Source organism: Vibrio mediterranei (assembly GCF_900088415.1).
Classification (GTDB): Bacteria; Pseudomonadota; Gammaproteobacteria; order Enterobacterales; family Vibrionaceae; genus Vibrio; species Vibrio mediterranei.
In genome coordinates this window covers 1-25,351 of sequence record NZ_FLLQ01000002.1, presented here as the reverse complement: position 1 = coordinate 25,351, position 25,351 = coordinate 1, and the positions used below count along the sequence as shown (strand labels likewise).

The following is a 25,351-nucleotide window of genomic DNA, read 5'->3' as shown; positions in this document are numbered from 1 at the left end:
GGGTATCAAACGATGCCTTCGTGAAGGCTTGAGCCTAGTGCAGTGAAAGTTGCACGCTGGGTTCTTAGGGGGACGGCACTTGGTAACAAGTGGCGTCTACCCGACCAAGGCGTTTTAGTTAATACTATCAATAGCAAGTTCCAATCAACGTGATGACATACCTCTTCTAATCTTCGGATGTCGATAGGTTCCAGACCTTGCCAATTCTTAAGTCTATTCATTAAGCAAATACTAAGTCAGGATAGATTGCAAAGGTCATTTATCCTACTTTGTCACAGACGTAAATATTCAGTAAGCCATTGATTTGTAGCGGTAGCTGACTTAAAGTTAATCTTGTTGCTGGTTATATATACGGCAAAGCATCGGCAGGATAGACCGCAACTTGCCATATATAGAGCGTTATAACTCATAGGAGTGATCGTGAGTAAAAATTTGAAACAGTGGAAAAATACACTCAGTGCAAGCGAAATTGCTGATGGGATGAACTTTGCTCAACAAAACGCTAATCGACTATTGAGAGACGCTGAAAAACTGTTTGAAATTGAAAGCTATCCGACTGCTTATTCGATAGCTGTATTAGCAATTGAAGAGGCGGGTAAAATCTCAATCTTACGTGAGTTAGCCGTAGCAAGAGATGGCAATGACGTCAAAGACGCTTGGAAAGCTTATCGCACTCATACAAAAAAGAATGTGATGTATGTATTTCCTTATTTGGTTGCAAATGGCTGTACAAAACTGCGTGACTTCGATGGTATTTACTCCGAGAAAAGCGATTTTCCAGCGCTATTAGACGATCTAAAGCAAATCGGATTTTACACAGATTGCTTAGGTCAAAAACATTGGTCAGTGCCTAGTCAAGTAATCGACAAAGAAACTGCTGATGATATTCTGAGAATTGCTCGTATTCTGTGTGAGCACCAAACATATACACAAAAAGAGATTGAGCTTTGGGTTAAACACATTAAACCTGTGTGGAAATCTTCAATGCGAGAAATGCAAATAGCCTTAAAGGCATGGTTCAACGAGATGATCGATGAAGGTTTAGCGAAAGAATCTGATATTCCCTTCGAAGAGTTTATCGTCTAAATGAGTTATAACGCGGCGTTAAACGTCTTTTACTTATTCAAGGAAGTCATAATCCAAAATGAAAATATTTTACTCATGGCAAAGTGATATAGAGTCTAAATACAATCGAAATTTTATAAAAGATTGTTTAGAACGTGCTATTAAAACATTGAATAAGGACCTTCTTTTAAATGAAGCTGTGAGGCTCGATCAAGACACAAAAGGGATAGCAGGGACTCCTGATATAGCCAACACAATTTTTGAAAAAATACGAAATAGTGTTATTTTTATCGGCGATGTAACTTTTATAGCGGGGAGTGAAGATAAAAAGTTATGCTCCAATCCTAATGTGATGATCGAATTAGGGTATGCCTTATCAAGCCTAACAGACTTATGCATTGTAAATATAATGAACACTGCTTATGGCAAAGCAGAAGGAAACCTTCCTTTTGACTTAAACCACAAACGATGGCCTATTCAATATCATTTAAATGAAGAAAATTATTCAGATAAGGCTAAAGTCAGAGAAGAACTCGTTAAAGTTTTAATTGAAGCCATCAAGCCAATTTTAAATATAAGAGAAGATGCAACCTCTCTTAAGCCTTTAGTTGATGACCCATCAATTGATAGCATTCGACACCATATTTTATCTTCTGATTCAAAAAAGGATTGGAGTCTACACTCGATTGATTCAAAAAGTACTTCAATTTATGGTCAAAATGTAAACTTACGAATTGAAATTAACTATACGGAAGATGGTACCCAATGTTCTGACTTTAAAGAAGCATGGGCAAATTCTTTTCAAAACTCAAATGCTACAGGTTATTGGTGTGATATTTATTATGGTCAAACCCATATAGATAGAACAGTACTTGTATCAGTCGATGGTGGTATGGCTTTGTTACCATTACCTAGAAACCTAAGCTCTAAAGGTGAATTAATTGCTGTCGAGCCATATGATTATAAAATTGCTGAGTTATTTGATTCACAAGAAACACTTTATAGGTATTTTAGGAATTCTGGCTTAGAGTTTCACGAACCAGACGTTTAACAAGCACTTTTAACGGAACAAAAACAGTTGGCTACTGTTCGTTCCGCACAAAATTACAGCCAACAATTTTTGTCTAAAGATTTTGCCCTGATGGTGCGTTTAACTGGCGGCGGTGTGTATTCACCAGGACGAATGATGTTTGATAACCGAGGTCAGTTGTGGTCGGGTCAAAACTGGATGCCTGGTAACCAAGCTAATCTCTCATCTGCTATAGGAGGGGGAGTGTCAAGACTTGATGCTAGTGGTAGGGCCATCTCTCCTAGGTTAACGGGGTATAACCGTCAAGGCCTTGATGGTATCGGGTGGGGAACTACGGTCACTGAAGACAAGGTTTGGGTCAGCAGCTTCAATGCTAAGGTTGGCGTGCTGGATTTAGACGGTAATGCTCTTGGGCCTGCAACCGTTAATGGCAAGCATGGCGCTTTGCAGGGTTTGGCGACGGCACCAAATGGTGACGTTTGGATAGCAGACAATCAATATAACCAAGTACTGCATTTCCCGAAAGGCGATTTCACCAAAGGTGAAGTGGTTAAAGTGCCTGGCTTGAAACGACCTTTTGCTATTGCAGTCGATAACACCAATCATGTCTGGGTGACCAATAATGGCTATGTGACGGTGACTCGTTTCCCTGCCGATGCACCTGAGCAGGCTCAACAAATTCCGCTTGGTGCGATGGCGCCGAGAGGGCTAGCCATTGACTCTACAGGGCATGTTTGGGTTGGTAACAACTTTTCAATGGGTTACCCACTTGCCAAAGTACCTGAGGGAGCCAATATTATAGAAGAGTTCAAGCTGAATATAGAGAAGGTGCTAAGCAACGAGACAAAAGGCATTAACACAACAGGTAATCTCACTTTGATTGATGCATCTGGCAAGGTCATTAAGAAAGGGATTCTTGACGGTACTGTATATGCGATGTGGGGGGTTAGCATCGATGGTAACGATAATGTCTATGCAGGCAACTTCCTCGGTACTGGCTTTGTGCAGGTATGTGGTACTGATACGTCTAAGTGTCCTGCAGGAAAAACGACAGGGGATTTGATTCACCTGTACCAATCAGGCGTACTTCAGGAATCCACGGACATCATGATAGATGATGCGGGCAACGCATGGATGGCCAATAACTGGGATGTTATACCTGCATTGCTTGACGCTAACCCTGACAGAAGAACAGCAACACGTGGTGGCGGTACTGGTATAGTCGTGATTTATGGTATTGCAGCGCCAGTCAAGAACCCTCTTATTGGACAGGTGAGAAAACCATAGCGGGTTTGTGAGTTAATATGAGCAAGGCCGCTCCATGTTAGGAGCGGTCATTTTGTACGCTTGAATCAGGTGTTCTCTTCATTCAAATTCTCTTCTCTTCTCTTCTCTTCTCTTCTCTTCTCTTCTCTTCTCTTCGTTCGCCTCCCTGAGTTGATACCCAGCCTTAAGACAAGTAAAGAGTCGCCGTCAATCGAAACTCCTCTCTCAGACCTTTTTTGGTTAACTTTGACTATACATTGACTATTTCCTTGAAAATGCATTGAGGTGTACTACTGTATAAATATAAGGAAATTCAACAGAGTATAAGTTATGAAACAAGGACTGTTCTACCCAGTGGTTTTGGGGCTTAGCATGGTTAGCACGTCACAGGCGCAGTCATCTTGGTGCCTGCGTTAAGCGATGGTAACTTAGCGCTCTCAGGCGCAGGAGCGGCTGCGATTGCAGATAACGCGACGATCGCCTACACCAACCCAGCGGGGATGACAGTGCTCGGCAAAGATTCACTGTCAGGCTCGGTAGGAGTGATGACTTATGACTCCGACTACACCTCTTTTAGCGGTGAGAGTGCACCCAACTCAGGGTCTACAATGGGCTATGGCAACTTTTTTATTGTAAAGCAATTGCCAAATGATATGGCTTTGGGTTTTACCTTAACCGCGCCAGGTGGTGTATCTCTAGACTACGGTACAAATTGGGAAGGCAAAGACCAACTGAATGATGTTAGTTTGACAAGCATACAGCTTAATCCTTCCTTTTCTTACCAAATCAACGCTCAATGGTCATTGGGGTTGGGGATTGCCATTGAGTATATGACAGTTGAAGAGCATGTCTTTCGTAAGCGCATTGACATTAATGCTGATGACTGGTCAACAGGGTTTAATGTCGGATTTATGTATCGTCCAACAGAGCGTGACCATATTGGGTTGTCATACCGCTCTGAAATCAAACACGATTTGAGTGGTGATTACTCTTTGATAAATGGAGGGTCAGGCTCAGTTGGGCTCAATATACCTAATGCGGCTCAATTAGACTTATCTGGCTTCCATAAGCTCACAAAACAATTTGATTTAGCCTGGAACAAGCTGAAGCTGAAGCGGCCTCAAAACGTAAAGCCGAATTTGAGTTTGACTGTAAAGATGTTTCAACGACGTTGATTTCTGAAAAGAGGATAGAGACGTTTCGCATTGAAAGGCCTCAATATCAAATTGGAGCCAAAGGTTGTGGCAAGAAAAAGGTTTATCTAGTTAATTGCAATGAAGAGGAGGGATGTACTGTCCTTGATAGTACGGTGAACATCCAAACTCAATAGAATGAGCACAGAACTTATGCAGACAAGAGGAAGACAGATGAAAAAATCCATTGCCTTGAGCCTACTTTTTTTAGCAGGCAGCGCACACGCTAATAATCTCGATATTCTTAACCAAGATATGATGCAGCTAGGCAGTATAGATAGTGATACAGCTATGTATGTGGTGACAGACAGTAATTCATATTCCGATGTGACGAGCGCAGTTGCGAAAACAAAGATCACCGCGTCAAAACTATATGTAGATGAGTTCAAAGCTAAGGACTTAAAACTCAATCAAGTGAAACACTTTTATGTTTACACGTTCCGTAATATCGATACGTTAATCGACAACATTGCGATGAGAGTGGAGGCGGATAGTCCTGAATTTTTCTCAGTGAGGCTATTTAAAGGGCTTCCTGCGTCAGAAAACAACACCGATGAATTTGTGGCGCGTGTGCGCTACTACGTAGACTAAAACAAGGAAGGTTAATCATGGGAAATAGTATTAAAGTGCTTTCAATAGTAGGGATACTTGCGTTGTCTGGCTGTGCGACCACAGAAACGTCAGAAAAAATTGCTATGCTAGACAGTCAAGTGGCAGAGCTGCAGGCGAGTGTTGCTGCTTTAGAATCGGATATGTTAGAGGCAAAAGCCAACTCCAGTGCGGCGTTGAATCAATCAGAGGCCACCAATCAGCGAGTGGATGGTATCGTCGCCACTTATCAAAAATAGACAAGCATAAGCCAAAGTGAGCCGCTAAAAAGTCGGCTCTTTTTATACCAGTTCAGGGTGGGAGAAAAGATGAAAGTTCGTTCAGTAATAGTGTTGTCTGTGTTACTTGGTAGTGGCAGTGTTGTCGCTGACAGCGATTTAGACATCGTTAATAAAGACATGGGTGGTCTCGAACAAGTGTCAGGGGATGAAAAACTCTATATAGCGACAGGGGACGGTGACTTCGTTCACGATGCGGCGTTAGTGGATGCACTGAGCCTCACTGATAGTGATGTGTATTTGACTAGCGAAGAGGCCAAGAGAAAAGGGCTGACCGCAACGAAAACATTTTATGTTTATGCGTTTCTCAATATCAAACAACTTGATGAAAAGCTTGTAAAGCACATCAAGACGGATAACCCTGAATATTTCTCTGTCGATTTATACAAAAATTATGTTGGTGATGAAGACGTAGAGCAATTCGTGGCGAAGGTTATCGAATATCAATAAACGCTTGGCATTGTGGCGCGAGATACGATGCGTTTTTTTTGGATTAGGGGGTGAGACTGTGGTAGAAGGTTCTAAAACAACATTTCATTACATTGTCACTCACCCTGCTGAATCAAGAGTGTTCGTGGCTTTGGTTGCAGCAGTCGGGTCTGGCGCTTGTATAGGTCTCCTAGCTTGGTTGGATGATATTTTAAAGGGTGACTACGCTTTGATTGCGCCGTTCGGCGCGTCCATGGTACTCGTGTTTGGTCTGCCCAAAAGCCCCCTTGCTCAACCTAAAAATGTCATTTTGGGTCATGTGCTTACCGCGATTATTGGCGTTACGTGTTTATCATTTTTGCCAGTTACCTTTTGGTCTGTAGGCTTAGCGGTCGGGTTAGGGGTGTTCGGCATGATAGTGTTGCGAGTCACACACCCGCCTGCGGGTGGGAACCCTATTTTGATTATGTTAGGAGGTCATTCTAGTTTCTTGTTTGTTTTGTACCCCGTGTTTGTCGGGAGTCTTCTTATTGTCGGTTTTGCTTTGTTTTATCACCGTTTCATCTCTCGCCTCGAGTACGCAGGCTATAACCCCGTCAAGGAAATAATATCTGATGAGTAACCCTGTGATTTATGCATTAAATCTGCACTCTCCACAATCCTTGAAAAGGGCGGCATCAATCGCAAGGCGGTTTGAAGGTCCTTTCTATGTGTGTTATGTGACGGATTTGGAAGAAGAGCTAGAAGATGACACGGAGTATTTTGGAGAGGTCGATGCACAAGCTTATGTCAACAAAAAGCATAGTGAGTTAAAAGCGAAGATACATGCAATGATAGATAAGGCAAGTTTGCAATGTGAAGATGTATATATCCTTAACGGGCCTATAGCACTTACGATTAATGAGCTAGCTGAAAAAGTATCGGCTCAACTCATCATTGTGTCAAAAACTCATCATAAGTACCTTAAGTGGGCAGATCATCAAAGAGACATTGAATCTCGAAGTCATTGCGATGTGTATGTGATGAATGTTGAGGCTTAATAAGACTATAAAGGCTTATAGGTTGAGAACAGCCCATTCGAAGATAAGGCTTCGATGATCATGAAGCGTGATTTTGCCCAACGTCCACTCGAATACTCAAAGGTTAGCCCTGCGCTCTTTTGAAAAATCTAATCAAAGGCATGGTAAAACGACCAGCCAATTCTAAACTTAATCAGATAAAGCCCCAGTGACTTGTGGACACCTTGCCTGTCTGCAAGGGCAGCGATATCGTTGTAGCTTACAAAGGTGCTTCCATTTTTATTTTGCCAAATAAGAAACTTTTGAGGAAAGGCATCAAGGCCTAGAGTTTGTGCGCCTTTCATTGCTGCACCTCCTGGGGCAGGGGCACCATACATGATAAGAGTGGTTTTCGGAATGATAACCTGTTGGCTTTTGGCTAACGTTTGGTAATCAATAATATCGAAGACAGTGACATCCTGATTTGAGCGAATGATGTCGAGGGCTTTTTTCTCAGTTTGTTCAAAAGTTAAATTACTTGGTATGGTGATAATACCTGTATCGTCCGAGGGCTCGGTTAGCATACGCTTTTGTTCGGGTGGAACCCCCTCAAGAGCTGACGCTATGGCATAATGAAAACGCGCTTCTTCTTCACGAGAGAAATGCACATTAAAGCGATGCTCTAAATAATCAGGGCTGTTCCAAACCACCGAAGCTCCATGCTCCTCGTTTTCGTAGACGAGTACCTTGAGTGGGAGGTTCAGTGCTAGCCGTAAGTCAAGGGCCAATAAGTGAGCTTCTAATACACGGTCCTGAAACATTACCACTTTGGTAGGGGGGAAAGGCTTACCAGCGGCACTAGCGAGACGTGAATGGTCAATGGAAATGATCGAGGTGAGTTCAGGCGAAGCTTGGATGTTATTTTCAATATTTTGGGCTGTGCTATCAATGGGAATATATCGTTCAATACTAATGCTCTCTTGTTGACAGCCAAGCAGTACAGTTGTTGCAAAGGCGGATATTACTAATGTGGTTAGGTTCATGTTAACTGTCCTTGGCTAGTACTTACACGATGTTCAAAAGTGATAGTCCGCTTTTAGATAGGTCATGTTGTAACCAAACTCTACCTCCGACACTTCTAGATTTAACGTGCTGATGCCTAGTGCGAAACCTAAACCAGATTTAAGCTCTGTGCCGAACTCTATTGCCGCTTGAAGACCAAGCTGTTTATCATTATCACTGTCGGACAAAGCATCCTCTGGACGTTGGGTGACATCAATGTTGTAGTATCCCATCCCGATCATTCCAGCAAGGTAATATTGGGGGTTATCAAAGTAATATTTAGGTTTCACATTAATAGATACGCCATAGGCACTATAGTCGACGATATCTTCATCTCCGTCGGAGATGGTACCATCGCGGATAGAGCGATATTCGAGCTCAGTGCCTATAACAATATGCTCGTGAACTGAAAAATCATAACCCCCGAGGATGCTATAAGAAGCCCCCCCTTTTGTATCAATGTTATAGCCCGATACAAACGTAGAGTCTACGACACCAACAAGCCCACCTATGTAGGCTTGATTTCCAGCAGCGATGGAAACGGGAACCACTGCAATACTGCCGACTATTAAGGACAACCTTTGTATGGCCCTGCCAGTGGTAGAAGACTGGTTTGGCATATGAGCTCCTTAATTTAAGACCGTGTAGCCGCGTTCAGTGAGGCAGTTACGTACGACTTTTTGGCTTTCTTGCTGGTATTCCGCCTCGTTCTCAGCTTCTTCACGTCGGTGTCCCAACATGCCGCCAACTAAGCCAACTCCCGCGCCAACTTTGGCGCCTTCACTACCATGCCCACCCGCGATGGCTGTACCTGCTGCGCCTAGGGCGGCCCCGCGAGCTGCCGTGCCGACCGCTGCGCCTGCAACACTACCAGATTCGCCTTGCTGAACTTGTCCAGCTAGTTGCTGACACTCATACATATCGGCGTGGTACTTTTCCATATCTACACCTTTGGTATCGACAATCACATTGGCGGTCGCCACGCTACTTACAGTCCACAACGTTACCCAGCATAGTGTGTTCATTTTCATAGGTTGTTCTCCTGTTGAGTGTTAAAATAAAAAACTCGGATATTTATAAACATAGGACGTTTTATAAGTAAGTGTGAGCGCTCGTTGTGAATAAATTCAAATGCTTGACCAAGTTGAAGGTAGATGGCGTAACTGCCTGCTTTCCCAAGCGCCGCATCTAGCCGAATTAACGGTTGGCTTTTCACATCCACAATATAACGAGCACCGCCCCCGCCCGACCAGCGGTGCTTGAAAACGTATCGCGTCTCGATTACCTCAAATATCACTACTATTAAGATCTTGTCTCATTAATTTATCACGAAGCGATTGCAATGCCTGATTTTGAATTTGTCGAATACGCTCTCGGGTAAGCCCAACTATGTCGCTCACTTGATCTAGTGTTTTTGATTCACTGCCTAGCAGTCCAAATCGATGGTAGAGTATCTCTTTTTGTACAGTAGGGAGTGTATTGACCTGCTCAATGAGTCGTGTGTTCAAGTTGTCTTTTAACAACATCTCTTCTGGTACTTCATAAATATCATCGTCGTCGATAGTGGAGAGCTGCTCTCTTCTAGAGTCATCTTCATCCCAGCCATGTTCGAGGGAATAAGCGTGCTCAGCAAGCTTTTGAAGCCTGCTCACTTCAGGAGGTGGGTAACCTGTCTGCTTTGATATTTCACTCACTGTTGCTTCGCGGTGCTCTGTGTCACGTATTTGTCTCGCTGCTTTGTCACAAGCTCTGAGCTTTCTCATAACATGAACAGGGACTCGAATGGTTCTTGCTTGGTTCATCAGCGCTCGGTCTATGGCTTGCTTTATCCACCATGTGCCATAGGTTGAAAATCGATAACCGTATTCAGGCTCAAACTTATCAATAGCTTGTATCAGGCCAATATTCCCTTCATTGATCAGATCTAATAAACCCACACCACGCCCTGAAAACTGCTTCGCTATTTTGACAACCAGTCTTAAGTTTGCATGGAAGAATTCATCACGCGCTGTGGTGTCTCCGTCTTTCATTCGTTTTGCAAGGCATTGCTCCTGCTCTGGAGTTAACAAAGAGAAATGAGAGATTTCTTTGAAATAGGCAGAGCCAATATCGAAAGGAGCCAATGACGGCTTAGGTATGGGTGTTTGATTCTCTGTACTCATCGCTCTCATAACATCATCCTTGTGCTATTTACTAGTTTGACCTAACTCGTCTAAGAAAAATGGCCCTCTTCTATATAAGTGATAGTTGGTATTTTTTACATTTCAACAACATGGCGCAGGAAAACCTTGATGTTTCAGGGCTTAGAAGGGAAAAGAGCCTATGATGTGATTTGCTTTTGTATGCCATTACGTTGAAGCGCTACTCCGAAAGGGGAGGCTCAAGGTAAGAGGTGAAATAGTCGAATAGAGATAGAGGCACGAAAGCGTATCGTTTGAGACAAAAAGAAACCCACAAAGAGTAGGTTGGGTTGGCATCATTGTACAGGATTGTCAACGGTAATGTTTGATGCCCAAACGGAGTGCTCAAGGAAATTAATGCCTATAAGAAGCCCTGTTTCCTTTTCTTAGTATAGGAAGGATATTGTAAGGTTCAAGCTCTATGGTTGAACAACACATTTATCAAGTGAAAGTGAGGAGTGTCAATCTTATCGGCAAAGGGATAATACAATGGCTTTAGGGGCTTTTAGAGCCCTATTGTCTACGTCTCTCATCAAACGAGCCTTGAATAATCACCTTGGTGATTATTCAAGGGAGCAGCCTCAAGGAGACTAGAGTCATTTAATGCATACTAGTGGGTTGATTGTGTATGCCACCATTTGATGAGGTGCAATAGGGCAGCAGTGCCATGACCAAAAAAATAGATTTGGATAAACGTTACGGACAATTTGTGAACGGAAAGTAAGAGGTCGTTGGGGCCGTTTGAGCTTAAAAACCAATACCACACTCCACCTGTTAACAAAGCCAATAGCAGTGCTAATAACCCAAGCCCTTCAATACAAGCGGCTAGGCCAGACGGTTTTGTTTCTGGCAGCTTTAATTTTAGGAGGGAGTCTAGGTCTTGTTTGAGGATATCAAATCGGCCATAAAACCAAGGATAGAGGTCAACAAACTGCCGTCGAGTCATCACTTTTAAAGTAAAAAGCAACGCCCATGGGATTAAAATCAATCCGCCATAAATGTGAAAAAAAGAGATGCCTGAAACATCCAGTAATGGTGTGTCACCATGCACATGCATAACGCCACTGGAGAGCAATTGCCACAGGACTCCAAACAGGACGATAGCGTGCAAATAGCGCTCCATGACGGGCAAAGTGGAAAATATGGCGTGTAACCCTTGCTTTAGCTTTGAGCTCATCAGTTGCCTCTCAATTTATGGTTTGCGTTTTCTCTCGTACACTTAAAAAAGTGGGCGAGTACTTGTGTGTCTTTCGTTCGTCAGCATTAAACCTATAAGCTTAAGAACGTGTCAATTAGAAAGCTTGTCCAAGTTGAAGGTAGATGGCGTGATTGCCTGCTTTCCCCAGCGCCGCATCAAGGCGAATTAACGCTTGGCTTTTCACATCCATAATGTAGCGTGCACCGACACCGCCTATTGGATACCAGTTTTGACGCTCTTCTATCGGTTGGTTTTCATCAAAGAGAGAGGCGCCACCTATAAATCCCGCGACCGACCATCGCAGCTTGAAAGCGTACCGCGTTTCAATTTGCGCAACAAAGGCATTGTCTGCGCTGTTTTCACCAGGGGTATAAGCACGATAACGCCGCAGTGTCGCCTTTGACGCTTCAGGAGCATTTGGTGTGGAGAGCAGAGATGTGTTGTAGGCAACGACCCAATCTTTATCTAGGGATTGAAAGTACGAATACTGCGTATTAAATGCCCAGTAGTTGTTATCTCCGCCAAAAGCCTGTTGATAAGCCGTGCTCGAAAACTCCAGGTGTCCCCCTGTTGTTGGGTTCATGACATTGTCTCTGGAGTCGTAGGTAATATTGATGCCAAGTCCTGCGTTATACTCCTCGCTGATTTGATACTCAGTCATGATTAAATAGGCCACATCGTCGCTGGCTTGCGGGTTGATATTGGTATAAACATAGCTGCCCCCTATAAACCAATCTGATTGGTGCCATCTATGTTGATAACGTAAGTAATAAAGATGAAAGTTGGTAGTAACGGAAGCGGGCCCTTGCCCCAAATAGTCGTCATAGTCATTGTTGATTTCCGCAAGGCCTAGGACGCCCGTGAAACGCTGTTGATCACTATCCCAATAAGAACGGTTATAAAGCAGAGCCACCCACGATTGAGTATCAGAGTAAGTGCCACTCACGCCTGTAATAGAGGTCGGGGAAATTGTGTCAAACTGCTTTAAGTAGTTAAGACTAGCACCTAGAGATAAACCGAGTTTAGGGCCATTGCTGAGCTGCGGGGCTGGCAACCAACGTCCCTCTAACACGGGTTTTTGTTGAGTATCATGGTTATGAGCCTCTGAAGCTTGCACTGATAGGGAGGCAATAGACAATGCGAGAGGGAGCATCCTTGATGGTGTCATAATTTCCATATCCTTCCGTACAGTGACCAATCTAGGCCCTCTATCGATGGCCGTCTTTTGATAGTAGAAGTCGTATTTCTCGCAGACTATTGATGAGCTGCAATCGCACCTCATTGCGCACTTGCTCTGCTTCTTTAAGAGAATCAATATTGTGTGTATTCATATTCTGGGAGGCGTTACGACAATGCATATATTGCGTAAACCAATCCTCATAAGCGCAAATGAAATCGTCTAACTTGAAGTAGACATCACGACTGACCTGTTCAATCTCCAATGTGAGCTCCACGCTTGATTTGAAGTCGACATTTTCTAAACCCAATTCATGCGCTGTTTTTACGATGACATTACGGTAAAACGCATGTAAGTCACGTATCAGCATTTTTTTATGCATGGCCTGTTCTCGTTTTCGATGCTTAACCTAAGGTTAAGAAAAATGACTGAAATTTCCAGCTTGTTTCTTTTTTTTAATGGTCTATGGCAACTTAAAAAAGCTTGAAGAGTAACAAATAGTGACTATTACTTTTATCAAAGAAGCGAATTAACCATGGCGTTAAGTTGGTATTTTGAACGCCATAGTGACACTCAATTTAGCCACATTAAGAACACAATTTAAGAATGTTCAATAGTGGTGGTGAGAAATAAGGCCTAATCTTTCACAATCAACTCACCCACGGCGACGGAGTAAGTCTGTAGACTTTATTTGTTTGTACCGTATTAGACATCAATATTATTGTGCAGAGATAGCGCAATACATTAAGAATGAGGTTTTGGAAACATGAACATTACATCAAAAGGCGTCACACTGACTGAATCGATGGAAGAGCTTGTATCAGAGCGTGTCGCCCATTTGGCGTCTCATGCGCCTACATTGGATAACGTGCGCTGTCATATTATTTATCACGACAGTTATCAAGAGTTTGAATGCGAGCTTTTTGTCCATCATGAAAAAAAGGAGCTGTTCGCCAAAGAGCGTGGCACCGATTTTAAACAAACATTATCTCATACCTGTGCGGCTATGGCTCATCAGCTTGAGAAACAAAAAACACAACATTCAAAAAAGCATCAAAATCATAATGCAATCAACGTAGAGAAATAGGTCATCACATGAGTCGAAATGTTTGTATCACCACTGTTGATAGCCATGTTGCGGCTGAAAACATCATCAATATCCTGAGTAAAGAAGGAGAAGATGTCACAAAGTTGTCCATTTTCGGTAAAGGGTACCACACAGAAGAGCATGCAACGGGTTTTTATAATGTGTCAGACAGAGCGAAGTCTTGGGGCAAAACGGGCGCTTTATGGGGGGGCGTTTGGGGGGCGTTACTGGGCTCTGGATTGTTCTGGTTGCCAGGGATTGGCGCGGTGCTGGCTGCTGGGCCTTTTGTTACGTCATTGGTTGCCGCCGTCGAGGGGGCAGCGCTTGCTGGCGGCTTGTCGGCCGTTGGCGGAGCATTAGCCAGCCTAGGCATTCCTAAAGACAGCGTGATTAAGTATGAAACGGCATTAAAAGCAGACAAGTTCTTGGTGTTGTATGACGGTGATGAAGACGATGTCGAAAGAATTCAAGCCTTGCTAGTTGACCACTATATCGACGTATTTCCTTTGTAATAACGGGCATAACTCTAGGAGACTATCATGAATAAAAATGAAGTGTATCGATGCGATGTTTGCGGTAATCATGTGGAAGTCCAAAAGGTTGGCGGAGGTGCGCTGTCTTGCTGCGGAGTAGAAATGGCTTGCATGACCGATAACCTAACACAAGCCAACCTTGCTAAAGCCTTCGTTGGAGAGTGTGTTGCTCATACTAAATACGAGTTGTTTGCTAGGCTCGCAGAAAAAGAAGGCTACCGAGACGTGGCGCGTCATTTTAGAACCGCGTCAGGGAACGAAAAAGTCCATGCAAAACTGTTTTTTCGCGCTTTGCAAGCAGTGCAAGGTAGTGAGCCAATGAATACTGAGTGGGCCTTGAAAACCGCCATTGATGGCGAAAGTTACGAAGATATTGTGATGTACCCAGACTTCGCGGATGTTGCCCGTCAAGAGAGTCAGCGTGAGGTCGAAGCGTTGTTTATGGGCATTGGCACGATAGAGCATCGTCATGCTGACATGTTCCGAGATTTATTGTACCGAATAGAATCCAACATGGAGTTCCATAGTACTCGAGCGGTGGAATGGGTGTGTGAGGAATGTGGGCATGTGCATGTTGGGCATGAAGCGCTTGAAAGCTGTCCTGTGTGTAAACACCCCAAGTCGTATCAAGCACGATACCTCTCGACCAGTCACAACCTTGTAGTGTTGTAAGAGGGTGGATGTGATAGTTCACTCTTTTTGAACGTAAATAAGGCGAAATGCCGTCATTAAAAATACCAGCTTGGTCAGTTTGTTCGCCAACGTCTCGCTGGCGGCTTTGAAAATGACAGCGGGCAAGCTTGGCCATTCTCAAGCCCTGTTTGCAGATGGTCTTTTGTCACTGTCGGATGCGTTTGTGGATTTATCTGCCTTGGTGGGGGTTAGATATTGGAATAAGCCTGCGGATAGTGACCACCCTAACGGCCATCAAAAACTAGAGCAAGTCATTAGTCTTCTTGTTGGCGCCGCCATTGCTTTTACAGGTCTGACACTGGCTCACGAGGCACTGGTGACGCTGATGGAAGCGACACCAAAAACATCAACGGTCGAACCCATTGCGCTCTGGGTCATACTTATTGTCCTGTTGGTAAAGGGCGGGCTCTATGTTTGGGTGAATGGTCGAGCCAAAAAATGGTCCTCTACTATGCTGTTGGCGAACGCCACCGACCACAAGGTGGATGTGATAAGCAGCGTGGTACCTTTGTTGTCCATTTTGGTTGAATACTATATGCCAATTCACCACAACGTGGATGCCTTTGCTACTTTATTGGTCAGTGGGTTTGTTTTGTATGGGGCGTGGAATGTGATTCACTCCGCTTCCTTTGTGCTGATGGACGGCCAAGAAGAAGCCATTGAACGTGAGCATATTGAGTCAGCAATCAGAAAACTTTCACTTGATGCTACTTTAGTTCAGGTGAGCTATGACAAGAATGAGGAACAAACAACATGTCTTCTTAGTGTTTCGTTTCCTTCCGTGCTGTTGTTAGGACGGTGCTGGCTTGAGTGCAAAAAACTGAAGTATTACCTCTCACACCATCCTGTCGTGCCCGAGCATATTCAAATTCAAATCAATATTGTAGAAGAGTCCTCATGAAACTGTTTCATAAAGCAGCACAAAAACACAAATACGAGCAAACGCACCCTGCACATCGAAAGCGGATGTGGCTATACTTGGGGCCCGCTTTCGTCGCTGCTATCGGATACATTGATCCAGGTAATTATGCGACTAATATTCAGGCTGGCGCTCAATATGGCTACGCGCTGCTATGGGTAGTGGTCGCGGCTAACTTAATGGCCGCCTTGATACAGTACTTATCCTCCAAATTAGGCTTGGTGACAGGGAAAAGTTTGGCTAATCACATTCGTGACCATGTGTCGTCACCTGTGAAGTATGCGTATTGGCTTCAAGCGGAATTGACCGCCATGGCCACCGACTTAGCTGAGTTTGTCGGCGCATCATTAGGCTTTCATTTGGTGCTTGGGATTAGCTTGATGCAAGGTGCCTTATGTACGGCGGTGTTAAGTTGGATAATTTTGTTGTTGCAATCACAAGGTTTAAAAAAACTTGAGATGACAATTGGCGTTATGTTGGTTGTGGTGTGCGTGATGTATATCGCCGAACTGGTATTTGCTCACCCTTCTCCAACTCAAGTCGTTGAGGGGATGTTGATCCCTTCCATACCCGACATGAATGCACTGTATCTATCTGCGGGTATTTTGGGGGCGACTATTATGCCTCATGTTATTTATCTGCACTCTGCCATGACCAAACAAGACGGTGAGAGGCTGACGGATGAAGAGCGTTCCATGGCCATTAAAGCCAGTTATTGGGATGTGGCTATTGCCATGTGCATAGCGAGCTTTGTTAACTTGGCCATGCTAGCGATGGCGGCGGCCGTGTTTTTTGGGCTGCCCGACGCCGCCGCCAATGCCGATTTAACCAAGGCATATCAAACGCTCAGCCCCATTTTAGGGGAATCAGCCAGTTTGGTGTTTGGGCTCTCGCTTATTGTTGCAGGTGTGGCCTCTACAGTAGTGGGAACACTGGCAGGGCAGGAGATGATGCAAGATTTTGTGCTCTTTAAAATCCCTCTCAGTCTACGACGTTTTGTCACTATGCTGCCATCCTTTGTTGTGATTTATTATGGTTTCAACGTCACTCAAGTGTTGGTGATGTCTCAAGTGGTGCTCAGTTTTGGGATTGCACTTGCGGTCATCCCGCTCCTTTGGTTTTGCTCAAGTTCAGCCATTATGGGGCAGTTTGTGGTCAATCGAATGGTTAAAATGCTAGGGTGGTTTACGGTACTCGTCATTGTGATGCTCAATGTGTTTCTGCTGTGGAGCACAGTTTAGACATGCAGCATTCACCACAATACAATCGTGTATTTGCCACTGGGATAACTTTGAATGTCCTCTATATTATCGTCGAGGCTGGGGTTGGCTACTGGTCTCATTCGTTAGCCTTACTTGCCGATGCTGGGCACAACTTAAGTGACGTGTTCTCCCTTGCTATTGCATGGGGGAGCGTCCTCCTTGCGCAAAAGTCAGTGTCCAACACTCGCACCTTTGGTTGGCGCAAGCTGACTATCTTTTCGGCGATCTTGAGTGCCGTGGTTTTGTATCTTGCCTTGGGAAGTGTTGCTTGGGAAGCGTTGCGGCGTTTCAGTGACCAGCCTGAGGTCTCCAGCTCAGCCATAATGGCAATCGCCGCTGTCGGTGTTGGCGTCAACGGTATCACCGCGTGGATGTTTGCAAAATCTCGTCAGGATGACCTCAATATGAAAGGAATGTTTGTCCATATGATGGCGGATACGGGAGTGTCTGTTGGCGTTATTGTCTCGAGCCTGACCATTATGATGACAGGTTGGCACTGGGTGGACTCTATTACCAGTTTATGTATTGTCATTGTTGTGCTGAAAGAGACCTGGTCGTTGACAAAACAATCGTGCCACCTTGCCGTAGATGGGGTTCCTGAGTCGATTGACATGACGTTACTTGCTCAGTCTCTGTTAAAGGTCGATGGCGTCACTGGCTTTCATCGTTTGCACGTGTGGGCAGTGAGTACGACTGAAACGGCCTTGACCGTACATATCACGACGGATAGACCGCCTCTATATGACGACCATCTATTGGTCGCTATACAGAGAGTGCTTAAACCTTATTCCATCACTGAAAGCACGATTCAAATCGAGCGGTCAATGAACTTCTGCTCCAGCGAGCAGGGTAAAGACAGTGGCCTTTTTTCTCGGCCTTATATAAAACCGCCTATTCCCTTAAAGGAGAGCACCAATGAGCATTCGTATACCAATACCTAGTCGGTCCATCACAATAGAGACCGTATATTTCGATTTTAATGGCACGTTGGCGGTCGATGGTCAACTCGTGGAAGGAGTAAAAGAAAGGCTGCATGACTTAGCAAAACTCGCAGATATCTACGTATTTACGGCCGATACCTTTGGCACAGTGCGAGACCAGCTATCAAAACTCCCAGTAAAGTTTTTAGTGCTGGACGGCGAAAATATACAAAGGCAAAAGTCTGAGCATATCATCACGCCGCCAAGACAAAATGCTGTCGTTGGTAACGGGCTCAATGATGTGTTGATGCTTCAAAAAGCAGCCATGAGTATTGTTGTCAATACCGCAGAAGGTACTCACCCGAAGGCATTAATGCACGCCGATTTGCTTGTTGGCTCTCCAGTGGATGCACTGGATTTATTGCTTCACCCTAACCGCATTGTGGCAGGGTGCCGTGGTTAGTGTTATGCCTGACTGGTGAGAGTCCCTTTTAGCAGGAGTATTATGATGATATACCAAACTGTACTGGTCGCCGTTGATGTGGAAAAGACCGACGCGGAGTTAATCAAACATGCGGTGGAGATTGCTAAGGTATTCAATGCGGATATCTATCTTGCCTATGTATACCCAGATAAAAGCCATTCCTTCTTCTCTTTAGCGTCTTGGTCTCAGACTTATCGTGATTACTACCGACGTCATAAAATTGACGAGTGTAGCCAAGACTTGGCGTTCATACGCAGTGCATACCCTATTGATAAGGCACACATCCTTACTCGGGGCGGCCAGGTTGTCACTGAGTTAAAACAAATCGTTGAAGGCATTAATGCTGATTTGCTCATTATTGGCGGGCATACGAGAAAGGCACACTTAGGGGCGCATTTAGAGCAGCGTATCAAAACAGAAACGCCTTTAGATGTGCTTGTTGTGGATTATCGTTAACAGCGGCGGTGAGTCATAGACTTTATGATTGACGTTGCCGCTTAATTATAAACGACCCTGAGTGCAGCGTTTAATCTGAGTATTTATAGGCCCTAAGCGCTTCATAGAGAGGCTTGCCTCCAAGCCATTGAGCTGTGATGACGGCGGTTAAACAGGTGAACATCAAAGGTAGAATAAGATGATAGGTTCCTGTCATTTCAACCACCAATAAAATGCCCGTTAACGGCGCTCTGACACTGGCAGCAAAGAGAGCGCTCATGCCTGCCACCGCAAAAAGTGCACTGTCTTGAATGAGGTGTGGAAAGATGACCGTAACGCCGTGGCCATATATCAGTCCAATCAAGGTGCCAAGAGCAAGCATAGGAGCAAAAACGCCTCCAGGGACACCTGAAGTAAAACAAAGTAACGTCCCGCCAAAGCGCACTATCAAGAGAAGCAATAGAGCGGTGATACTTGGGTGGTGAGCGATAATGTCAGGTATTAATGCCATTCCGCTTGAGGTTGCTTGAGGGACTGTCAGAGCAAGACTGCCCAATGTACCGCCTATCAAGCCAACCCAGAGTCGTTGTCGCCAAGGTTTGCCTTTGTGGATTTTTTTTTGAATTGCAAAAGTATGAAAAAGTGCACGATTAAACCCCACGCCTATGATGCCCATGATAAGACCAAGTATTAAAAAGCTGGTTAAAGAGTCGAGTGTGGGGGTGTGGTAGTCTGGTAAGGGCAGCAAAGGATGCTGTCCCTTAAACGTGCGACAAACCATGACTGACGCAATGGTAGCAATGAAGACGGCTTTAATAGAAAAACTTGAATAGCGGAACTGAGGACGCATCTCTTCAACAACAAACAGAATTGCGGCAAGTGGCGCATTGAAAGCCGCGGCGAGACCCGCCGCGGCGCCACTGGCTAATAAAGTGTTATTGGCTTTTTGGGTGTCCAAATGAAAAAAACGGCTGACCATTGCACCAATGGCCCCTCCCATTTGAACGACAGGGCCCTCTTGGCCAAGTACCATGCCTGAGCCTAGTGCTCCTATGCCACCGAAAAACTTTGCGGGCAAGATACGATGCCATCGTAAAGGGGCTTTTCCTAACATGGCGCGTTCTACTTCTGGAATGCCTGAGCCAGCGGCTTCAGGGGCGAGCTTTTGTATGAAAACTAAGCTTCCAATGGCGAGTAGGGCGCTCGTGAAAAAAGCGATGGTAAAAGAGTCAAGGGTGAGTTGGTCCTGAGAATCAAACAAGATTGTTTTAAAGTGAATCAGGGCCTCTATGCTGGCTTCAAAGCCAACAGACAAGAGCCCTGCGCTCGTACCGACCAATAAAGCTAAGCCATAAAGTCTCAATGCTATCATGGTGTATTTTGTCTCATGTGACCCTAGCCTACTTATCTATGGAATCACGCTAGGGAAGAGGTATTACTCATTATGCCCTGTTTTGTGGTGATTGCGGGCGCTCTGTTTGTGGTCGTGTTTTTTGTCATGATGGTGCTTGTCATGCTTGCCATCTGGGTGATGGTTGACGGTATGTTTATGACCTTCGTTGTTACCACCATGTTTGGAATGAGGGTGGCTCTGTTCTTTATCGTGAAACTCTAGGTGGTCTTTGTTGTGCTTGTGTTCAATATCTTCCCCGTATTTACGATGCATTTTTTCTTCTGTTGCATGTTTGGTTTTTTGCTTATTTCCTGACATAGATTGGTTACCTCTGTGATGGCCTTGCCTAATTTGAAGACTAGACCAAATGCTCACAGACGCAAGCCACCAAATAAGATTAATTCTTGAATGTTCGACGGAAGTTCACTAGTTTAAGTAAACAGAAAGCTTAAAAGTTCTGTGATTTTGAAAAGCATCTATGGAAGCTTCTTGCGAGTTATATAGGTTTGGCTTTTTTTCTGAGTCATTCGTTGGGAAAGAAGTTTTTAATCCGCTTATGACATTATTATATGTTGTATTTAAACTTAGTTATGGCAGTCATTGAAAGAGGTTTGTTTTATGAAAAAATCAATTGTTACCGTCACTGCATTCATCGCAATGCTTCTAGTGGGGTGTTCAAATTCAACCAAAACACAAGCTCCTATAGCCACTGAAAATGAATCTGGCCGCTTTTGTGTGGCAAACGGTGGTACCTATATGGCTTATTCCAATCAATGTGTACTTGAAGACGGTCGAAAGATGGATGCAACGGAGTATTTTCAAGACCACCAAGATGCCTATTAATTCTTTGAGTCTGATAGGCAGCAGCTGACTTGGGAAGTTGACGAATGAGTCGGTAGTGTATTCCAAACACGTTGAATCAGATGTTGTTTTGTGAGCTAAACTCGAAGGGGCTGTAACTTCAAAACGTCACAGCCCCTTCATTTGATATGAGAAGCCCAATTAACGCCCTTGAGTTACTAATAAGTAGAGACCAATTGAGCCTAGGATGATTTCTAAAATCAAGTAGAGATAAAACAAAGCGTGGACACGTTTTTCTTGAACAAAACTAATGATTCGACCAAATGCTACACCATACATGAAAAAGACCAAGGTAAAAAGGGCTGGCAGAGTAAAGGTTGAACTGAAGGTTCCGAGCAACCAAGCTGTAATCATAGCCAAATATATTCCCATGATCCCTCGGAAAATATGCGCTATATTGTCATTAATATCGGCTTTGTATAACAATTTAGTCATTTTAAAAGGGGAGGCGCCGTAACTGAGTGCAACGGGTATTAACCCTACTGCGGTGAGAGCGAGAAATGTTTGTTCGAGGGTCATTGAAACTCCATTTTACTAAGTAATAGTTTGACAAATAGCAAATTAATAGGGCTCTGAGGGCAGCACTTGTCCTGTCGCTTGAAGCATGATTTGTACGCTATGTTGGTACAATTGTTCCACGATTTCTGGAGCAAGTAAAAATACGCTAATCATGATCAATAACAGAGCAATAATTAATTGATTACCAGAAATCATACTTCACCCTTTTCTCTATCTGTTCCCTCATTGAGTTCTTTGAAAGCTGCTTCTGCCGATACATAAAAACAGCCGTCAATTTCAATTACCGCTTGGAACAATGGTACACTCTTTTTTTCCATAATGACTCCTAGGTGCCTTCCTTGCCGTGTAATAGATCACTCGTTTATTCTTAGTTATCGCTTTTTCAACCAGGCCATCAGACCAAAAAGCGTATACAAGTGCGCATGACGATAACTCGATAGTTTGCATTTCAATGATATGTCTCATGTCACCCAAGGCCTTGAGTACCTTGCTTTAAGTAAAGGCTAAATGCGCTCTCAGACAAGATAATTTTTCTAAAAAATTATCTTGTCAATTGTAAATAATGAGCTAGTAAATGAATGCTCGACAGTATTTAGGGCTTAATCACACGGGGCCAGTTTTGTAAAGAGGAACAATTTGTGATGTAAGTATTGATAGATTGGGTCAATGACATCGGTACCTGTAGTTTGAACTAGAGTCTTCATCCAAGACTGAAACGCTTGCTCAATCTCACCTGCTTTCAGTTGAGTGATGACCCTTGCAATTGTATCGTGATGTGGGATGCCATTAAGGAATGGGTGATATTTGCGAAGCCAATCTAAACGGTTATAGCCAAAATCTTCGATGTCTTCCCAACCCTCAGCGCTAATAGCAAGCAAGAGAATATCTAAGAGTTGGTGCTTTTTACAACGCTCAATACGAGGGTCAGCCATGCTTTCGAAGTGCTCTAGAAACGAATCAGACATGGAAAAGGCTCTAAGAGGTGGTAGATACCAGATCTGATCCGTCAAATTGGGATAAGTTCAAAATTCATAATGATCTTGCCTTAGGGCTTGGGCTGCGCTAAGTAAAGAGGTTGCTTTTTCCAATCAAGATGCCACCTAATGATTTCTTGTTGCAAATCATCTCGAACGATTAGATTCTCTGGCACCTCAAAAACATCGTCGTCTATCGCTGTTAGTTGCTCTGTTCTGGAGCTGTCTTCCCAGCCATGCTCTAAAGAATAAGAATGTTCGGTTAATTTTTTGAGTTTACTGACTTCTTCAATTGAAGTGCCTATTTCTTCTGCAATGTCTTTGACGTGAGGCTCATAGCCTCTAGCCTCTCTGAGAGATTTTGTGGCTCTCTCACATGTCCTTACTTTCTTAATCACATGAACAGGGATACGAATGGTTCTTCCCTGATTCATAATTGCACGATCTATGGATTGTTTGATCCACCAAACCGCATAGGTTGAGAATCGATAACCTAAATCAGGGTCAAACTTGTCTACGGCTTGCATTAAGCCAATATTTCCCTCATTGATTAAGTCAAGAAATTCAACACCTCTACCTTGAAACAGTTTTGCGATTTTAATGACCAATCTGAGGTTACTGTGAATAAATTGTGCTCGTGCGTCTGCACACCCACTCTTTACCCTATATGCTAACTCTTGCTCCTCTTGTTGTGATAACAAAGAATAAATTGAAATATCTGAAAAATAGCTATTATCTATATATTCTTTTGCCTTGGTTTGGGAGATCAATCACGTATTTATTAGAATTTGCGACAGAGCCTGAACTTTGGGATGCTGCTATACTTTGAAATAAAATCAGAGTGGAAGTTCTTATATATGGAAATAAAGAATCATAAGCGCGAGATTGCCCCTAACCTGTTTGCATCAGTGATGGGAACAGGGATTATCGCTAATGCGGCAGTTTCACTTCCTAAAATAGGGGTGGATTTAGAGCCTTTTGCTTTTGTTGTTTGGATCAGTGCCTCGATTTGGTTAACCATTCTGACCATCCTCAAGGTTGTGCAAGCTGTGATTCGACCTGAGGTAGTTAAACGTCAGCTGCTTGATCCTATCATGTCCCAATTTTTCGGGGCTCCTCCAATGGCTTTCCTTACTATCTCAGGGGGTTGTGCTCTGATTGGTATCCATTATTTTCCGCCGGAGATCATCATTACTATTGGTTGGTGGCTATGGTTTATTGGTACCGTGTCTGGCGTAATTTTTGCCGTATTTGTTCCGTACCTCCAATTCACTCAGCACGAAATCAGTGAAGATGGTGCTTTTGGGGGATGGCTAATGCCAGTGGTGTCTCCGATGGTCTCTGCTGCAATAGGAGCACTGTATATTCCCCACATGTCATCTCTCGAAGACGCCAAATTACTGCTTTATCTTTGTTATATCTTTTTTGGTGTCAGTATTTTTCCCGCTTTAATTATTATTACCTTGATCTGGCGTCGCCTCTCTCATTATGGGACCTCAGGTGGTGCTCGCGTCCCGACCTTATGGGTAGTTCTTGGGCCACTCGGTCAGTCAATAACCGCGATGGGAACACTTGGGGTCATGTCCTCTCACGTCCTTGAACCTCCACGCGCAGAGTTTCTAAATGCGATTTCTTCGGTATTCGGTGTACCTGTATGGGGTTTTGCTATGTACTGGATGTCAATTGCACTAATGTTAACAGTGAAGGCGATTCGTTTGCGAATGCCGTTTAGTTTAACCTGGTGGGCATTTACTTTCCCTGTAGGGACATGTGTAACAGGAACTATTCAACTGGCATTACATACTCAACTAGATCTCTTTACCTTTTTCGCCATAGGATTATTCACACTATTAGTTGTTGCTTGGTTTACAGCGGCCGTTGGAACCGTACGAGACTATCAAAAAGGATCCATGTTGAAGCCTGCAACAGGCCTTTTACCAGTTGTGGCACGCAAGCAACATGAGAAAAAATAAGCTTCTGTTAATACTTAGCCTATAGTTTATCAGGGGGACATGTTGTGAATCATCGAAAACTATACAGATTGTAGAGCGGCAGCCCAAACCCATCACTTGAAGTTTAGCGGATGTTTGACAGCCGTGGGAATCCTGCAGCTTTGCTAGGTTCGTTGCCGATAGGGCGTAATAAATTCTGAAGCGAAACAATATACCGAATCAACTTGAAGATGCAGGCTTGAGCACCTGAAAATTGTCATTAATTCGAGATGCCAAAGAGCCTGCGATCTCAGGAAGAGTCACAGCAAAAAATTGGTCTATTGCCACCTTGAAATCCCGTTTGCTTTTGAAGTAAATGTTGTTCCTCGATTTCTCATTCATTACTTTCCATAGTCGCTCTATTGGATTCAGGTTTGGGCTGTAAGGTGGAAGATAATGCAGTTCAATATTAAGGACAAACGCCGCATCTCTGACTAAGTCACTGCGGTGATATCCCGCACCATCTAAAATGATATGAAGCTTATGAGCTAACGGATAACTCTCTCTTAACTTACAGAAGAAGTGAACAATCGTTTCACTGTTAATGCTCTCATAATCATGAACAATGGTCGCCCCAATATCCGACAGGTTCAGTGCGCCAATAATGTTTAATCGGCTACGATTTCCCGTTGTTTCAATCACTTTATCGTGGCCAGTTCGTATCCAACCGGCTTTGTTGCCGAAATCGAATGAACTAAATCACAATCTTACGATCAGATCAGAGACATTCATTTACTGACTTTGATTTCATGCCGAAGCCTCGCTATAAAACCACCAACTGGCGCAAGTACAACA

The 25,351-nt window shown here is 43.9% G+C and carries 33 protein-coding genes and 2 pseudogenes; 19 read left to right on the top strand and 16 right to left on the bottom strand.

Annotated features, from left to right (window positions below):
* Positions 1–5: 5 nt before the first annotated feature.
* Positions 6–221, bottom strand: coding sequence for a hypothetical protein (locus VME0621_RS26885; protein ID WP_231892923.1), 216 nt, complete (start codon positions 219–221; stop codon positions 6–8).
* Positions 222–420: 199 nt separating this feature from the next.
* Between VME0621_RS26885 and VME0621_RS06180 the strand changes: the two genes are divergently transcribed.
* The 9 genes from VME0621_RS06180 to VME0621_RS06140 all read left to right on the top strand — a co-directional run bounded on the left by VME0621_RS06180 (position 421) and on the right by VME0621_RS06140 (position 6,910).
* Complete coding sequence (locus VME0621_RS06180) at positions 421–1,086, top strand: AbiV family abortive infection protein (RefSeq protein ID WP_062457619.1); 666 nt, start codon at positions 421–423, stop codon at positions 1,084–1,086.
* 58 nt (positions 1,087–1,144) lie between these two features.
* A complete protein-coding gene (locus tag VME0621_RS06175; RefSeq protein WP_062457622.1) occupies positions 1,145–2,116 on the top strand; it encodes a hypothetical protein in 972 nt (323 codons plus the stop codon).
* Positions 2,117–2,185: 69 nt separating this feature from the next.
* Positions 2,186–3,382: an NHL repeat-containing protein gene (locus tag VME0621_RS06170; RefSeq protein WP_197498249.1), complete on the top strand. Its 1,197-nt coding sequence runs from the start codon at positions 2,186–2,188 to the stop codon at positions 3,380–3,382.
* A 383-nt stretch (positions 3,383–3,765) separates the two neighbouring features.
* Entirely contained in the window at positions 3,766–4,536 is a 771-nt protein-coding gene (locus VME0621_RS06165; RefSeq protein WP_062457628.1) for an OmpP1/FadL family transporter, read from the top strand.
* A 192-nt stretch (positions 4,537–4,728) separates the two neighbouring features.
* Positions 4,729–5,145, top strand: coding sequence for a hypothetical protein (locus VME0621_RS06160; protein WP_062457630.1), 417 nt, complete (start codon positions 4,729–4,731; stop codon positions 5,143–5,145).
* Between the two features lie 17 nt (positions 5,146–5,162).
* A complete protein-coding gene (locus VME0621_RS06155; RefSeq protein ID WP_062457633.1) occupies positions 5,163–5,402 on the top strand; it encodes an LPP leucine zipper domain-containing protein in 240 nt (79 codons plus the stop codon).
* Positions 5,403–5,471: 69 nt separating this feature from the next.
* A complete protein-coding gene (locus VME0621_RS06150) occupies positions 5,472–5,891 on the top strand; it encodes a hypothetical protein (RefSeq protein ID WP_062457636.1) in 420 nt (139 codons plus the stop codon).
* Between the two features lie 58 nt (positions 5,892–5,949).
* Positions 5,950–6,492, top strand: a complete 543-nt coding sequence (locus VME0621_RS06145) for an HPP family protein (RefSeq protein WP_062457638.1) — start codon at positions 5,950–5,952, stop codon at positions 6,490–6,492.
* Positions 6,485–6,910, top strand: coding sequence for a universal stress protein (locus VME0621_RS06140; RefSeq protein WP_062457643.1), 426 nt, complete (start codon positions 6,485–6,487; stop codon positions 6,908–6,910). Before VME0621_RS06145 ends, VME0621_RS06140 begins: the two co-directional genes overlap by 8 nt.
* Before the next feature lie 128 nt (positions 6,911–7,038).
* Here VME0621_RS06140 and VME0621_RS06135 read toward each other — a convergent pair whose 3' ends face one another.
* The 7 genes from VME0621_RS06135 to VME0621_RS26550 form a co-directional block, all read right to left on the bottom strand.
* Entirely contained in the window at positions 7,039–7,911 is an 873-nt protein-coding gene (locus tag VME0621_RS06135) for a DUF302 domain-containing protein (RefSeq protein ID WP_062457646.1), read from the bottom strand.
* Positions 7,912–7,944: 33 nt separating this feature from the next.
* Positions 7,945–8,550 (bottom strand): outer membrane beta-barrel protein, encoded by a 606-nt coding sequence (locus tag VME0621_RS06130; protein WP_062457649.1) that lies wholly within the window; start codon positions 8,548–8,550, stop codon positions 7,945–7,947.
* A 9-nt stretch (positions 8,551–8,559) separates the two neighbouring features.
* Positions 8,560–8,961, bottom strand: coding sequence for a glycine zipper family protein (locus VME0621_RS06125; RefSeq protein WP_231892922.1), 402 nt, complete (start codon positions 8,959–8,961; stop codon positions 8,560–8,562).
* A 255-nt stretch (positions 8,962–9,216) separates the two neighbouring features.
* Entirely contained in the window at positions 9,217–10,101 is an 885-nt protein-coding gene (locus tag VME0621_RS06115; protein ID WP_062457656.1) for a sigma-70 family RNA polymerase sigma factor, read from the bottom strand.
* Between the two features lie 619 nt (positions 10,102–10,720).
* Positions 10,721–11,287, bottom strand: coding sequence for a cytochrome b/b6 domain-containing protein (locus VME0621_RS06110; RefSeq protein WP_062457658.1), 567 nt, complete (start codon positions 11,285–11,287; stop codon positions 10,721–10,723).
* Between the two features lie 115 nt (positions 11,288–11,402).
* Entirely contained in the window at positions 11,403–12,485 is a 1,083-nt protein-coding gene (locus tag VME0621_RS06105) for a BamA/TamA family outer membrane protein (RefSeq protein ID WP_157769569.1), read from the bottom strand.
* Between the two features lie 31 nt (positions 12,486–12,516).
* On the bottom strand, positions 12,517–12,867 hold the full coding sequence (locus VME0621_RS26550; protein ID WP_062457664.1) for a hypothetical protein: 351 nt from the start codon (positions 12,865–12,867) through the stop codon (positions 12,517–12,519).
* A gap of 384 nt (positions 12,868–13,251) precedes the next feature.
* Here VME0621_RS26550 and VME0621_RS06095 point away from each other — a divergent pair, with 384 nt between their 5' ends.
* The 8 genes from VME0621_RS06095 to VME0621_RS06060 all read left to right on the top strand — a co-directional run bounded on the left by VME0621_RS06095 (position 13,252) and on the right by VME0621_RS06060 (position 18,839).
* Complete coding sequence (locus tag VME0621_RS06095; protein ID WP_062457667.1) at positions 13,252–13,572, top strand: HPF/RaiA family ribosome-associated protein; 321 nt, start codon at positions 13,252–13,254, stop codon at positions 13,570–13,572.
* 8 nt (positions 13,573–13,580) lie between these two features.
* Complete coding sequence (locus VME0621_RS06090) at positions 13,581–14,084, top strand: DUF1269 domain-containing protein (RefSeq protein WP_062457671.1); 504 nt, start codon at positions 13,581–13,583, stop codon at positions 14,082–14,084.
* A 27-nt stretch (positions 14,085–14,111) separates the two neighbouring features.
* Positions 14,112–14,777 carry a ferritin family protein gene (locus tag VME0621_RS06085; protein ID WP_062457673.1) on the top strand — a complete coding sequence of 222 codons (666 nt, stop codon included), beginning with the start codon at positions 14,112–14,114 and terminating at the stop codon, positions 14,775–14,777.
* 70 nt (positions 14,778–14,847) lie between these two features.
* Positions 14,848–15,699: a cation diffusion facilitator family transporter gene (locus VME0621_RS06080; protein WP_062457676.1), complete on the top strand. Its 852-nt coding sequence runs from the start codon at positions 14,848–14,850 to the stop codon at positions 15,697–15,699.
* Complete coding sequence (locus tag VME0621_RS06075; protein ID WP_082795490.1) at positions 15,696–16,958, top strand: Nramp family divalent metal transporter; 1,263 nt, start codon at positions 15,696–15,698, stop codon at positions 16,956–16,958. The genes VME0621_RS06080 and VME0621_RS06075 overlap by 4 nt, the downstream gene beginning before the upstream one ends.
* 2 nt (positions 16,959–16,960) lie before the next feature.
* Positions 16,961–17,920 (top strand): cation diffusion facilitator family transporter, encoded by a 960-nt coding sequence (locus tag VME0621_RS06070; protein ID WP_062457679.1) that lies wholly within the window; start codon positions 16,961–16,963, stop codon positions 17,918–17,920.
* Positions 17,895–18,362, top strand: coding sequence for an HAD family hydrolase (locus tag VME0621_RS06065; protein WP_062457682.1), 468 nt, complete (start codon positions 17,895–17,897; stop codon positions 18,360–18,362). Before VME0621_RS06070 ends, VME0621_RS06065 begins: the two co-directional genes overlap by 26 nt.
* 42 nt (positions 18,363–18,404) lie before the next feature.
* Positions 18,405–18,839: a universal stress protein gene (locus VME0621_RS06060; RefSeq protein WP_082795491.1), complete on the top strand. Its 435-nt coding sequence runs from the start codon at positions 18,405–18,407 to the stop codon at positions 18,837–18,839.
* Between the two features lie 70 nt (positions 18,840–18,909).
* On the opposite strand, the gene clcA is transcribed toward VME0621_RS06060, so the two are convergent.
* Both clcA and VME0621_RS06050 read right to left on the bottom strand, forming a co-directional pair.
* Positions 18,910–20,190, bottom strand: a complete 1,281-nt coding sequence (clcA, locus tag VME0621_RS06055; protein ID WP_062457686.1) for a H(+)/Cl(-) exchange transporter ClcA — start codon at positions 20,188–20,190, stop codon at positions 18,910–18,912.
* A 63-nt stretch (positions 20,191–20,253) separates the two neighbouring features.
* Positions 20,254–20,529: a hypothetical protein gene (locus tag VME0621_RS06050; RefSeq protein WP_062457689.1), complete on the bottom strand. Its 276-nt coding sequence runs from the start codon at positions 20,527–20,529 to the stop codon at positions 20,254–20,256.
* A 300-nt stretch (positions 20,530–20,829) separates the two neighbouring features.
* Between VME0621_RS06050 and VME0621_RS06045 the strand changes: the two genes are divergently transcribed.
* Positions 20,830–21,054 (top strand): hypothetical protein, encoded by a 225-nt coding sequence (locus VME0621_RS06045; RefSeq protein WP_062457692.1) that lies wholly within the window; start codon positions 20,830–20,832, stop codon positions 21,052–21,054.
* 159 nt (positions 21,055–21,213) lie between these two features.
* Here the strand turns inward: VME0621_RS06045 and VME0621_RS06040 are convergent, their stop codons facing one another.
* From VME0621_RS06040 to VME0621_RS06030, 5 genes and pseudogenes are all read right to left on the bottom strand, one after another.
* Positions 21,214–21,591, bottom strand: a complete 378-nt coding sequence (locus tag VME0621_RS06040) for a DUF4345 domain-containing protein (RefSeq protein WP_062457695.1) — start codon at positions 21,589–21,591, stop codon at positions 21,214–21,216.
* A 42-nt stretch (positions 21,592–21,633) separates the two neighbouring features.
* A complete protein-coding gene (locus tag VME0621_RS26545) occupies positions 21,634–21,786 on the bottom strand; it encodes a hypothetical protein (protein ID WP_156750260.1) in 153 nt (50 codons plus the stop codon).
* Positions 21,783–21,908, bottom strand: a complete 126-nt coding sequence (locus tag VME0621_RS26975) for a hypothetical protein (RefSeq protein WP_256200712.1) — start codon at positions 21,906–21,908, stop codon at positions 21,783–21,785. Before VME0621_RS26975 ends, VME0621_RS26545 begins: the two co-directional genes overlap by 4 nt.
* Before the next feature lie 348 nt (positions 21,909–22,256).
* Positions 22,257–22,556, bottom strand: a pseudogene (locus VME0621_RS06035) (transposase family protein); the annotation flags it as partial.
* An 80-nt stretch (positions 22,557–22,636) separates the two neighbouring features.
* Entirely contained in the window at positions 22,637–23,335 is a 699-nt protein-coding gene (locus VME0621_RS06030; protein ID WP_062457698.1) for a sigma-70 family RNA polymerase sigma factor, read from the bottom strand.
* A gap of 87 nt (positions 23,336–23,422) precedes the next feature.
* Here VME0621_RS06030 and VME0621_RS06025 point away from each other — a divergent pair, with 87 nt between their 5' ends.
* Positions 23,423–24,538, top strand: a complete 1,116-nt coding sequence (locus VME0621_RS06025) for a TDT family transporter (RefSeq protein WP_062457701.1) — start codon at positions 23,423–23,425, stop codon at positions 24,536–24,538.
* Between the two features lie 198 nt (positions 24,539–24,736).
* On the opposite strand, the pseudogene VME0621_RS06020 reads toward VME0621_RS06025, so the two are convergent.
* Positions 24,737–25,225 (bottom strand): annotated as a pseudogene (locus tag VME0621_RS06020) (IS630 family transposase); the annotation flags it as partial.
* Positions 25,226–25,351: the final 126 nt, after the last annotated feature.

Coding starts and splice junctions, on each gene's coding strand:
- VME0621_RS06125 (WP_231892922.1), bottom strand. CDS start 8,961: ATGAAAATGAACACACTATGCTGGGTAACGTTGTGGACTGTAAGTAGC.
- VME0621_RS26885 (WP_231892923.1), bottom strand. CDS start 221: ATGAATAGACTTAAGAATTGGCAAGGTCTGGAACCTATCGACATCCGA.
- VME0621_RS26545 (WP_156750260.1), bottom strand. CDS start 21,786: ATGATTTCTGGTAATCAATTAATTATTGCTCTGTTATTGATCATGATT.
- VME0621_RS06150 (WP_062457636.1), top strand. CDS start 5,472: ATGAAAGTTCGTTCAGTAATAGTGTTGTCTGTGTTACTTGGTAGTGGC.
- VME0621_RS06045 (WP_062457692.1), top strand. CDS start 20,830: ATGAAAAAATCAATTGTTACCGTCACTGCATTCATCGCAATGCTTCTA.
- VME0621_RS06085 (WP_062457673.1), top strand. CDS start 14,112: ATGAATAAAAATGAAGTGTATCGATGCGATGTTTGCGGTAATCATGTG.
- clcA (WP_062457686.1), bottom strand. CDS start 20,190: ATGATAGCATTGAGACTTTATGGCTTAGCTTTATTGGTCGGTACGAGC.
- VME0621_RS06110 (WP_062457658.1), bottom strand. CDS start 11,287: ATGAGCTCAAAGCTAAAGCAAGGGTTACACGCCATATTTTCCACTTTG.
- VME0621_RS26550 (WP_062457664.1), bottom strand. CDS start 12,867: ATGCATAAAAAAATGCTGATACGTGACTTACATGCGTTTTACCGTAAT.
- VME0621_RS06075 (WP_082795490.1), top strand. CDS start 15,696: ATGAAACTGTTTCATAAAGCAGCACAAAAACACAAATACGAGCAAACG.
- VME0621_RS06095 (WP_062457667.1), top strand. CDS start 13,252: ATGAACATTACATCAAAAGGCGTCACACTGACTGAATCGATGGAAGAG.
- VME0621_RS06025 (WP_062457701.1), top strand. CDS start 23,423: ATGGAAATAAAGAATCATAAGCGCGAGATTGCCCCTAACCTGTTTGCA.
- VME0621_RS06130 (WP_062457649.1), bottom strand. CDS start 8,550: ATGCCAAACCAGTCTTCTACCACTGGCAGGGCCATACAAAGGTTGTCC.
- VME0621_RS06060 (WP_082795491.1), top strand. CDS start 18,405: ATGATGATATACCAAACTGTACTGGTCGCCGTTGATGTGGAAAAGACC.
- VME0621_RS06050 (WP_062457689.1), bottom strand. CDS start 20,529: ATGTCAGGAAATAAGCAAAAAACCAAACATGCAACAGAAGAAAAAATG.
- VME0621_RS06140 (WP_062457643.1), top strand. CDS start 6,485: ATGAGTAACCCTGTGATTTATGCATTAAATCTGCACTCTCCACAATCC.
- VME0621_RS06105 (WP_157769569.1), bottom strand. CDS start 12,485: ATGGAAATTATGACACCATCAAGGATGCTCCCTCTCGCATTGTCTATT.
- VME0621_RS06135 (WP_062457646.1), bottom strand. CDS start 7,911: ATGAACCTAACCACATTAGTAATATCCGCCTTTGCAACAACTGTACTG.
- VME0621_RS06155 (WP_062457633.1), top strand. CDS start 5,163: ATGGGAAATAGTATTAAAGTGCTTTCAATAGTAGGGATACTTGCGTTG.
- VME0621_RS06160 (WP_062457630.1), top strand. CDS start 4,729: ATGAAAAAATCCATTGCCTTGAGCCTACTTTTTTTAGCAGGCAGCGCA.
- VME0621_RS06070 (WP_062457679.1), top strand. CDS start 16,961: ATGCAGCATTCACCACAATACAATCGTGTATTTGCCACTGGGATAACT.
- VME0621_RS06175 (WP_062457622.1), top strand. CDS start 1,145: ATGAAAATATTTTACTCATGGCAAAGTGATATAGAGTCTAAATACAAT.
- VME0621_RS06115 (WP_062457656.1), bottom strand. CDS start 10,101: ATGAGAGCGATGAGTACAGAGAATCAAACACCCATACCTAAGCCGTCA.
- VME0621_RS06065 (WP_062457682.1), top strand. CDS start 17,895: ATGAGCATTCGTATACCAATACCTAGTCGGTCCATCACAATAGAGACC.
- VME0621_RS06090 (WP_062457671.1), top strand. CDS start 13,581: ATGAGTCGAAATGTTTGTATCACCACTGTTGATAGCCATGTTGCGGCT.
- VME0621_RS06040 (WP_062457695.1), bottom strand. CDS start 21,591: ATGACCCTCGAACAAACATTTCTCGCTCTCACCGCAGTAGGGTTAATA.
- VME0621_RS26975 (WP_256200712.1), bottom strand. CDS start 21,908: ATGGAAAAAAAGAGTGTACCATTGTTCCAAGCGGTAATTGAAATTGAC.